This window comes from Bradyrhizobium sp. MI1.3 (assembly GCF_055811695.1).
The window spans coordinates 1-9,631 of record NZ_JBVVPQ010000128.1; the positions used below are offsets into that span (position 1 = coordinate 1).

Here is a 9,631-nt window from a genome sequence, read left to right on the forward strand (position 1 = left end):
TCTTTTTTATTTTCGTTTTTTATCATAAACACAATCTCTTTTTCACATTTTTTTTTTGGGTTTTTGCTCCCCCATTAATGGCGCGCCTGTGGTATCGGGGGCCCCCGGGCCCCGCGGGCCCGCGACAGCGAGATTGAGGCGGCAGGTTACCGCATCTCAGCGTAGAATCACTCCCCCGCCTGGAGCTTCCTCGGGAACAGCTCGGCAGCGCCGGTCGCCACCAGATGCGGGGCTTCGGGCGCATCGGTCTTGCTGAAATCGAGCTCTTCGATGCGCCCGGCGCGCTTCTCGATCTTGTCGGCGGAGATCAGGATCTGGCGGACGTCTTCGTTGGCGTCGGCAAAGTGTTTCTGCAATTTCAGCACGCGCTCGCGCAGGCGGCCGAGATCGTCGCCGAGCTTGATCACCTCGGTCTGGATCTGGTCGGCGGCATCGCGCATGCGCGCGTCCTTCATGATCTGCTGCATCACCTGGATCGCGAGCATCAAGAGCGACGGCGACACCAGCACGACGCGGGCGCGATACGCCTTCTGGATCACGTCGTCGAAACCGTCGTGAATTTCGGCGTAGACCGATTCCGACGGCACGAACATCAGCGCCATTTCCTGGGTCTCGCCGGCGACGAGATATTTTTCGGCGATGTCGCTGACGTGCTTCATCACGTCGCCGCGCAGCCGCTGCGTGGCGATCCGCTTTTCCTCATCGGTGCGCGCATCATGCAGCGCGGTCATCGCTTCCAGCGGAAATTTCGCGTCGATGCAGAGCGGCCGCTGGTCGGGCAGGAACACGACGCAGTCCGGACGCTTGCCGGTCGAGAGCGTGAACTGGAACTCGTAGGCGCCCTTCGGCAGACCGTCCTGGACGATCGCCTCCATTCGCGCCTGACCGAAGGCGCCGCGCGACTGCTTGTTGGCGAGCACGTCGCGCAGGGTCGTCACCTGCGTGGTGAGGTCGGTGAGGTTCTTGTGCGCGCTGTCGATGATGCCGAGCCGCTCGTGCAGCGCGCGCAGGCTCTCCATGGTGTTGCGGGTGGTGTGCTCCATGGATTGACCGACCCGGTGGGTCACCGAATCCAGCCGCTCGTTGACCGCGCGTGCCATGTCTGCCTGGCGGCCGGCCAGCGTCTGGGTCATGGCATCGACCCGCCCCGAAGCCTCGCTCTGGGCATGCAGCATCTGGCTGATGCGCTCCTCGAGTTCGTCGGCGCGGATCGCGTTGGCCATCGCGAGTTCCGCGCCGCGCCGCCCCGAGCGTGCAATCACCACGGCGATGACCGCCAGCAGGATGAGGACCAGCGCGCCGAAGCCGATCAGCGCGTCCACCGTGCGCACCGGCCAGTCGCCAGCCGTGAAAATGATCTCGTTCATGCCTGCCCTTCTAGCCGATTCGCACTGTGGCACGAACGAATAGCGAACATTTCGAGGTAATGCCCTGTTAATTTTGATGGTTAACGAAACCCGAAGTTTTATGGTTAGCGGAGGGTTAACGGGTTCCCGGCCGCATTGACCGCATCGAACGCGCGGCTTAAATCGCGGCCATGGCCCTCAGAGAAATCATCATCCTGCCCGACAAGCAGCTGCGTCTGGTCTCCAAGCCGATCGAGAAGGTCACGCCGGAGATCCGCAAGCTTGCCGACGACATGTTCGAGACCATGTACGACGCGCCCGGCATCGGGCTCGCGGCGATCCAGATCGCGCAGCCGTTGCGGCTGATCACCATGGACCTCGCCAAGCCCGACCAGGACGGCGAGACCAAGCCCGAGCCGCGCGTCTTCATCAATCCGGAAATCATCGCCTCCTCGGAGGACCTGTCGGTCTACGAGGAAGGCTGCCTGTCGATCCCCGAATATTACGAGGAGGTCGAGCGTCCCGCGAAGGTGCGGGTGCGCTACATCGATCTGGACGGCAAGGTGCATGAGGAGGACGCCGAAGGCCTCTACGCCACCTGCATCCAGCACGAGATCGACCATCTCAACGGCGTGCTGTTCGTCGACTATCTGTCGAAGCTCAAGCGCGACCGCGTGCTGAAGAAATTCGAGAAAGCCGCCAAGCGCGGCGAGTGAGTAAGGTTTAGTGCTGCCTCACACTCCCCTGCGCTCCCTCCCCCCTTGTGGGGGAGGGCGGGGGAGAGGGGTAGCCCAGACGGAAGTCTCTCCGTCATCTGAATCAGGTGCGTGCCGCGAAACCTCAAACCGAGAGAGCGCGTCGTGTGGCACCCCTCTCCCTAACCCTCCCCCACAAGGGGGGAGGGAACGTACCGAGTCCTTGTCATGCCCCTCCGCCTGATCTTCATGGGCACGCCCGATTTCTCCGTGCCGACGCTGCTCGAGCTCGTCGCGCACGGCCACGAGATCGCGGCCGTGTATACGCGCGCGCCGAAGCCCGGCGGACGGCGTGGCCTGCAATTGCAGCCGACCCCGGTGGAAGAGGCCGCGCGAAAGCTCGGCGTGCCCGTGCTGACGCCGAAGACGTTGAAGACGCCGGAGGCGCGGGAAGAATTCCGCGCCTTCGACGCCGATGCGGCCGTCGTCGTCGCCTATGGCATGATCCTGCCGCAGGCGATCCTCGATGCGCCAAAGCTCGGCTGCTACAATCTGCACGCTTCGCTGCTGCCACGCTGGCGCGGTGCTGCTCCCATCAATCGCGCGATCATGGCCGGCGATGCCGAGAGCGGCGTGATGGTGATGAAGATGGATGTTGGCCTCGACACCGGCGACGTCGCCATGGCGGAACGGCTCGCGATCACGGACAATATGACCGCGCTCGATCTGCACGATCGTCTGGCCCGGCTCGGTGCCGATCTGATGGTGCGCGCCATGGCCGCGCTCGACCGCGGCGGACTTCAGCTCAAGCAGCAGAGCGAGGATGGCGTCACCTACGCCGCCAAGATCGACAAGGCCGAAGCGCGGATCGACTGGACCAGGCCCGCGCGCGAGGTGCTGCGCCATATCCACGGCCTGTCGCCGTTTCCCGGCGCCTGGGCCGAGCTCACCGGCGTGAGCGAGAACGCGCGCGTAAAAATCCTGCGTTGCGAACTGGCGATAGGCGCGGGCGCACCCGGCGAGGTGCTCGACGATCACCTCACCATTGCCTGCGGCGAAGGCGCAATCCGCCTGATCGAGCTCCAGCGCGAAGGCAAGGCACGCATGCAGGCCGCGGATTTCCTGCGTGGCGTGCCGTTGAAGCCCGGCGCCAAATTCACCTGACGCTGTCATACCCCGCGAAGGCGGGGTATCCAGTACGCCGAGGCTTCTCGGTCGAACGGATAGGCTGCGGAGTACTGGATCGCCCGGTCGAGCCGGGCGATGACAGCGAAACTGGACAAGATGCCCCGCTACAAGCTCATCATCGAATATGACGGCGCGCCGTTCTTCGGCTGGCAGGTGCAGGAGACGCTGCCCTCGGTGCAGGGCGCGCTGGAAGCGGCGGTGAAGGCGATGACCGGCGCGGATGCACGCGTGCACGGCGCCGGGCGCACCGATGCCGGCGTGCATGCGCGCGGCCAGGTCGCGCATGTCGATATCGACAAGCAGTTTCCGCAGGGCCGTTTTCGCGACGGCTTGAATGCGCATTTGCGCCCGCATCCCATCGCCGTGCTCGAAGCCGATATCGTGCCGGAGACTTTCGAGGCGCGCTTCTCGGCCATCAAGCGCCACTATCGCTACCGCATCGTCAACACCCGCGCCAATCTCGCGCTCGATGCCGGCCACGCCTGGCGTGTGCCGCGCCGGCTCGATGCCGATGCGATGCATGCGGCGGCACAACGCCTGCTCGGCAAGCACGATTTCACCACCTTCCGCGACACCGAGTGCCAGGCCAGGTCGCCGGAGAAGACGCTCGATCAACTCGACGTGCTGCGCGACGGGCGCGAGATCACGATTCTCACCTCGGCGCGCTCGTTCCTGCACAGCCAGGTGCGCTCGATGGTGGGGTCGCTGATGTGGGTCGGCGAAGGCCGCTGGACCGCCGAAGATCTCTCCGCAGCGCTCGCTGCACGCAACCGCGCCGCCTGCGGCATCGTCGCCCCGCCGGACGGGCTGTATCTGATGCAGGTGGATTACTGATTGGGGTGAGGGCGCGCGCTCTCGCTACATCCACCACTGTCATGCCCCGGCTTGACCGGGGCATCCAGTACGCCGCGGCCTCTCGGCTCAGTCACTGCCGTCTCTGGAATACTGGATCGCCCGGTCAAGCCGGGCGATGACAGCGGAGTTTGGGCGGGCAGAAGAGCCTACCCAAAATACCGCGTCAAAATCCCGCGATACACCTTGGTCAGCTGCTCCAGGTCCCTGACCGGCACGCGCTCGTCGACCTGGTGCATGGTCTGGCCGACCAGGCCGAACTCGATCACCGGGCAATAGCTCGAGATGAAGCGCGCATCCGAGGTGCCGCCTGAGGTCGACAGCTCCGGCTTGCGGCCCGTCACTTCCTCGATCGCGGACACCGCGAGTTCGGTGAACGGGCCAGGCTTGGTCACGAACACGTTCGAGTTCGAGGGCTCCCAGACGATGCGGGCGCGGATCCGGTTGCCGCAGGCTTTGGTCAGCCGCGTCTCGACCAGCTCGCGCAGGCTCGCCTGGGTGTGATTGTCGTTGTAGCGGATGTTGAATTTTGCGCGGGCCTGGCCCGGGATGACGTTGTTGGCGGTGTTGCCGACGTCGACCGAGGTGAATTCGAGATTGGAGGCCTGGAACTGCGCGCTGCCATGGTCGAGCGGCTCATCCGAGATCGCCACGATCAGCCGCGAGATATCAGGCACCGGATTGGCGGCGCGGTGCGGATAAGCGACGTGGCCCTGCACGCCGTCGACATACAGCGTGCCGGATTGCGAGCCGCGGCGGCCGACCTTGATGGTGTCGCCGAGGGTCTCGACATTGGAGGGCTCGCCCAGCACGCAATGGTCGAATTTCTCGCCGCGCTCCGCCGCCCACTTCAGCAGCTTGATGGTACCGTTGATGGAGACGTCTTCCTCGTCGCCGGTGATCAGGAACGAGATCGAACCCGAGCCCGATTTTTGGCCGTCGCTGCGTGGCTTGCCGCCGTTCGCGGCGAGATGCTCCAGCACCGCGGCGACCGAGCAGGCGATGCCACCCTTCATGTCGACCGCGCCGCGGCCGTGCAGAAAGCCGTCCTTCACCTCGCCGGAGAATGCACCGACGCTCCAGGCGCTCTCGTCGCCCGGCGGCACCACGTCGGTGTGGCCGGCAAAGGTGATGTGCGGCCCGTCAGTGCCGATCCGCGCATAGAGATTGTCGACGTCGGCGGTGCCGGGCTCGCTGAAGGTGACGCGGTGGCATGTGAAGCCGGCCGCGTTGAGGACTTGTTCGAGCACGCCCAGCGCACCGGCATCGGCCGGAGTTACCGAGGGACAGCGGATGAGATCGCGGGCAATCGAGAGAGCATCGGTCATGCGCGCCCCAATCAATCCCGCAGCAGCTCGTTGATGCTGGTCTTGGAGCGCGTGCGCTCGTCGACGCGTTTGACGATGACGGCGCAGGCGGTGCTCGGGCCGATCTGGCCGTTCTTCATGGGCTTGCCGGGCAGCGCGCCGGGAACGACGACCGAATACTCAGGCACTTCGCCGATGAAGATCTCGCCAGTGTCGCGGTCGACGATCTTGGTCGAGGCACCCAGGAATACGCCCATCGACAGCACCGCGCCCTTGCGCACGATCACGCCTTCGGCGACCTCGGAGCGCGCGCCGATGAAGCAATCGTCCTCGATGATCACGGGCTCGGCCTGCAGCGGCTCGAGCACGCCGCCGATGCCGACGCCGCCGGAGATGTGCACGCGCTTGCCGATCTGCGCGCAGGAGCCGACCGTCGACCAAGTGTCGATCATGGTGGATTCATCGACATAGGCGCCGAGATTGACGAAAGACGGCATCAGCACGACGTTGCGGGCGATGAAGGCCGAGCGGCGCACGATGGCGCCGGGGACGGCGCGGAAACCGGCGTCGCGAAAACGGTTCTCACCCCAGCCGTCGAACTTCGAGGGCACCTTGTCCCACCAGGTCGCCTTGCCGGGGCCGCCGGGAATGGCGCCCATGTCGTTGAGGCGGAACGAGAGCAGCACCGCCTTCTTCAGCCATTGATTGACCTTCCACTTGCCGTCGGTGCCGCGCTCGGCAACGCGGGCCTCGCCCTTGTCCAGAATCTCCAGCGCGTGATCCACGGCCTCGCGGACCTCGCCCTTGGTCGAGGTCGAGACGCCGTCGCGCGCCTCGAAGGCGCCGTTGATGGTGGATTCGAGGGCGGACAGGGACATCGGGATTTCCTCAAAGGCGGGCGGGAATTTGCGGTGATTTGGAGCGCTTTTTCGGGATTTGGGAGGACGGAGTCAAGGCAAACTCAGTGTCGTCCTCCATCGTCGTCCTGGACAAGCGAACAACGTGAGCGCCGACCCAGGACCCATTACCCCTGGGAGGTGTTTGGCGAAGGCTGGTAGTTATCAGCTCGCGCCAAATTCCACCCCGGGATAATGGGTCCTGGCTTTCGCCAGGACGACAGCGGTTATTTGGGAGACAGCCTGCCCAAAAAACCCGCGAGATCATCCGTGACATGGTCGACATGGGCGGCATCACGGCCCGCCAATTCCCAGTCCTCGCGCACGACCTCTTTCGTCCCATCCGGTATCACCAGCACGGTGGTCATGCCGAGTTCGTGCGGGACGGTGAGGTTGCGGGCGAGGTCTTCGAACATCGCGGCGCGGGTCGGATCGACCGAATGGTCGGCGAGAAACTTGCGGTAGGTCTGCGGCGCCGGCTTCGGCTCGAAGTCGGCGGCGATGATGTCGAACACGCCGTCGAAATGCGTGGCAAAGCCGAGCCGCGCCAGCACCGCATCGACATGATCGACCGAACCGTTGGTCAGGATCAGCTTTCGTCCCGGCAGTTTTGCGATGGCCTCGCCCAGCGCCGGGTTCGGCTCTAGCGGAGAGTGGTCGATCTTGTGGACATAGGCGAGATAGTCGTCGGCGCGGACGCCATGCAGGGTCATCATGCCGCGCATGGTGGTGCCGAAGCGCTGGTAATAATCCTTCTGGATCTTGCGCGCTTCCACCGCTGTCAGATCGAGCCAATTGCAAACGAACTCGGTGATCCGCGCATCGACCTGTTGCCACAGATTGACGTGGTGCGGATAGAGCGTGTTGTCGAGGTCGAACACCCAGGTGTCGATATGGCCGAAGGCACGGGGGGATTTCATTTTCACTCTCTATCCGTTGACCGCGGCGGCGCCCCACCCTCAATCGTCGTCCTGGCGAAAGCCAGGACCCATACTCCGTGACCGATCATTGGGGCACGCTAGTCGTCGTTCTTCGCCAAACGCGATCCTGGGGTCATGGGTCCTGGCTTTCGCCAGGACGACAGCGGAGTGCATGGCACCGGTACGATCACAAAAGCAATCACGGCATCGCAAACCGCAGCGTCTTGCCGCCGCTCGACATGTCCACCGCGCCAAAACCCGTCGCCGCGAAGCCGCGCGCGCCGCAGTCGGTCTGCTCGTTGGTCTCGAACTTGGTCTCGCGCGTGCAAAGCTGCTTGTCGCCGCCCCAGTTCAGCGGCTTGTCCTTTAGCTTGACGATTCGGTTGTCGGCGTCGATGGCTTCCGCGAAGCTGAAGATCTGCTTCGGCTGGCCGCTCACATCGGGGTGCAGGCAGGTCTTGGGGTCGATGCGATACCAGCCGCGGCTGGTCACCGCCTTGCCGTCGTCGGTGGCAACCGCCGCCATTACCTTGTGCGTGGTGTCGTTGCACCAGGTGAGGCCGGTCGCAGACGGCGTCTGCACGGCATCGACCATGGTCTTGAAGAAGTTCGGCGACGACAGGATGTCGGACGACAATCCGCGGCTCTTCAGGAAAGCGGCCAGCGCGCCTTGCGTCTTCGGCCCGTCGACGCCGTCGATTGGCGCGGCGTCGTAGCCTGCGATCACCAAAAGCCGCTGGATGCCGGCGAGGCGAGCCTGCTCGTCGTCATATTCGGAGTCCTCGGCGAGATAGGCGACGAAATTGCCGTCCGCGCCTTGCGTCGGCGTGATCTGGGTGAAGGCGGCCTGGGTCTGGCCACTGCGGCACTGCCGCGCGGCCGCGATGACGAAATTGTCCTGCGCGACGCACAGCGTGTCGCTGCCGTTCTGCGGGATCGGGGAGGCGCCGTAGACGCCAAGCGCGCGGGCGTTGAGCAGGATGCGGTCGGCGGAGAGCGTGCCTTGCACGACCACGCGGCAGGTGGCGGGGTCGATCCTGAACCAGCCACGCGTCGCGGTCGCCGCCTTGTCGTCGATGCCGATCGCGGCCTCGACGACATAGGACATGCGGTTGCAGATTTTCAGGTCGGCGAACGCCGGTGCGGAGGAGAACACGAACGAGATGGCTGCGGCAGGGAGCGTCATCAAGAAACGGCTCAAGGTCGAGCGGCGATGCCGCCGAGTCCTCAACTCGTCATGCCCGGGCTTGTCCCGGGCATCCACGTTCTTGGCGCGGGACGAAAGGTCGTGGATGGCCGGGACATCTTCGCGAAGACGCGCTTCGCGCTGTTGCCTGGCCATGACGGCTTTCATGCGTGGCGCCTCTCGCATCACTTGTGGATCAGCGTGCCCGTGCCGGTGTTGGTGAAGAGCTCGAGCAGCACCGCGTGCTGCATCTTGCCGTCGATGATGACGACACCCTCCACGCCCTGTTCGAGCGCATAGATGCAGGTCTCGACCTTGGGGATCATGCCGCCGGAAATGGTGCCGTCGGCGATCAGCTTTCGTGCGTCCTTCACCGAGAGCTGCGGGATCAGCTTCTTGGATTTGTCGAGCACGCCCGGCACGTCGGTGAGCAGCAGCAGCCGCTTCGCTTTCAGCGCGCCGGCCACAGCGCCGGCGAAAGTGTCGGCGTTGACGTTCAGCGTCTGGCCCTCTTTCGAGGTCGCGAGCGGTGCCAGCACCGGGATCAGCTCGTAGCCGATCAGCTGGTTGAGCAGCGTGAGATCGACTTTCTCGGGATCGCCGACGAAGCCGAGATCGACCGCCTTCTCGATGTGCGAGTCCGGATCCATGATGGTGCGCGTCGTCTTGGACGCCTTCACCATATTGGCGTCCTTGCCTGATAGCCCCACGGCCTTGCCGCCGGCCTCGTTGATGTAGCCGACGATCTGCTTGTTGACGGAGCCGGCGAGCACCATCTCGACGATCTCGATGGTCGCGGCATCGGTGATGCGCAGGCCGGCTGCGAATTCCGAGACGATGCCGAGGCGCTTCAGCATGGTCGCGATCTGCGGGCCGCCGCCATGCACCACCACCGGATTGATCGCGGTCTGCTCGAGCAGCACGATGTCGCGGGCGAAATTCTTCGCGGTCTCCTCGTCGCCCATGGCATGGCCGCCATACTTGATGACGATGGTTTCCTCGTCATACTGCTGCATGTGCGGCAGCGCTTCGGACAGGATGCGGGCCTGGTCGAGCGGGGAGATTTCGGTCATGAGGCGGATCTCGCTGGCGGGATACTCGGGCCGCGTTCTATCCGATTGGCGGGCGGGGCGCAAAGTGGTCTTCGTCCCCCACACGCAGCCGCGTAGCCCGGATGGAGCGCAGCGTAATCCGGGAATCTACCCGCGCAAGCTCTCCCGGATTGCGCGGAGCCTGTCATC

General features: G+C 64.6%; 9 protein-coding genes. 3 read left to right on the plus strand and 6 right to left on the minus strand.

Annotated elements, in window-relative coordinates:
- Positions 1–167: 167 nt before the first annotated feature.
- Positions 168–1,367: a DNA recombination protein RmuC gene (locus tag AC0L3A_RS38965; protein WP_354126960.1), complete on the minus strand. Its 1,200-nt coding sequence runs from the start codon at positions 1,365–1,367 to the stop codon at positions 168–170.
- 170 nt (positions 1,368–1,537) lie between these two features.
- Here AC0L3A_RS38965 and def point away from each other — a divergent pair, with 170 nt between their 5' ends.
- The 3 genes from def (at position 1,538) to truA (ending at position 4,063) form a co-directional block, all read left to right on the plus strand.
- A complete protein-coding gene (gene def / locus AC0L3A_RS38970) occupies positions 1,538–2,062 on the plus strand; it encodes a peptide deformylase (RefSeq protein WP_219682519.1) in 525 nt (174 codons plus the stop codon).
- Positions 2,063–2,269: 207 nt separating this feature from the next.
- Positions 2,270–3,205, plus strand: a complete 936-nt coding sequence (gene fmt / locus AC0L3A_RS38975) for a methionyl-tRNA formyltransferase (RefSeq protein WP_354126959.1) — start codon at positions 2,270–2,272, stop codon at positions 3,203–3,205.
- Positions 3,206–3,325: 120 nt separating this feature from the next.
- Positions 3,326–4,063, plus strand: coding sequence for a tRNA pseudouridine(38-40) synthase TruA (truA, locus tag AC0L3A_RS38980; protein ID WP_219682528.1), 738 nt, complete (start codon positions 3,326–3,328; stop codon positions 4,061–4,063).
- Positions 4,064–4,230: 167 nt separating this feature from the next.
- Here the strand turns inward: truA and dapE are convergent, their stop codons facing one another.
- From dapE to argB, 5 genes are all read right to left on the minus strand, one after another.
- Positions 4,231–5,409, minus strand: coding sequence for a succinyl-diaminopimelate desuccinylase (gene dapE / locus AC0L3A_RS38985; RefSeq protein WP_354126958.1), 1,179 nt, complete (start codon positions 5,407–5,409; stop codon positions 4,231–4,233).
- An 11-nt stretch (positions 5,410–5,420) separates the two neighbouring features.
- A complete protein-coding gene (dapD, locus tag AC0L3A_RS38990; RefSeq protein ID WP_354126957.1) occupies positions 5,421–6,266 on the minus strand; it encodes a 2,3,4,5-tetrahydropyridine-2,6-dicarboxylate N-succinyltransferase in 846 nt (281 codons plus the stop codon).
- A gap of 245 nt (positions 6,267–6,511) precedes the next feature.
- Positions 6,512–7,204 (minus strand): pyrimidine 5'-nucleotidase, encoded by a 693-nt coding sequence (locus tag AC0L3A_RS38995; protein ID WP_354126956.1) that lies wholly within the window; start codon positions 7,202–7,204, stop codon positions 6,512–6,514.
- A gap of 199 nt (positions 7,205–7,403) precedes the next feature.
- Positions 7,404–8,390: a DUF1036 domain-containing protein gene (locus tag AC0L3A_RS39000; protein WP_354127106.1), complete on the minus strand. Its 987-nt coding sequence runs from the start codon at positions 8,388–8,390 to the stop codon at positions 7,404–7,406.
- Positions 8,391–8,575: 185 nt separating this feature from the next.
- Positions 8,576–9,463, minus strand: a complete 888-nt coding sequence (gene argB, locus AC0L3A_RS39005; RefSeq protein ID WP_007597683.1) for an acetylglutamate kinase — start codon at positions 9,461–9,463, stop codon at positions 8,576–8,578.
- Positions 9,464–9,631 lie beyond the last annotated feature (168 nt).

What these genes read in the sequence shown, in the direction of transcription:
- AC0L3A_RS38965 (WP_354126960.1), bottom strand. Translation starts at nt 1,367, where the DNA reads ATGAACGAGATCATTTTCACGGCTGGCGACTGGCCGGTGCGCACGGTG.
- def (WP_219682519.1), top strand. Translation starts at nt 1,538, where the DNA reads ATGGCCCTCAGAGAAATCATCATCCTGCCCGACAAGCAGCTGCGTCTG.
- fmt (WP_354126959.1), top strand. Translation starts at nt 2,270, where the DNA reads ATGCCCCTCCGCCTGATCTTCATGGGCACGCCCGATTTCTCCGTGCCG.
- truA (WP_219682528.1), top strand. Translation starts at nt 3,326, where the DNA reads ATGCCCCGCTACAAGCTCATCATCGAATATGACGGCGCGCCGTTCTTC.
- dapE (WP_354126958.1), bottom strand. Translation starts at nt 5,409, where the DNA reads ATGACCGATGCTCTCTCGATTGCCCGCGATCTCATCCGCTGTCCCTCG.
- dapD (WP_354126957.1), bottom strand. Translation starts at nt 6,266, where the DNA reads ATGTCCCTGTCCGCCCTCGAATCCACCATCAACGGCGCCTTCGAGGCG.
- AC0L3A_RS38995 (WP_354126956.1), bottom strand. Translation starts at nt 7,204, where the DNA reads ATGAAATCCCCCCGTGCCTTCGGCCATATCGACACCTGGGTGTTCGAC.
- AC0L3A_RS39000 (WP_354127106.1), bottom strand. Translation starts at nt 8,390, where the DNA reads ATGACGCTCCCTGCCGCAGCCATCTCGTTCGTGTTCTCCTCCGCACCG.
- argB (WP_007597683.1), bottom strand. Translation starts at nt 9,463, where the DNA reads ATGACCGAAATCTCCCCGCTCGACCAGGCCCGCATCCTGTCCGAAGCG.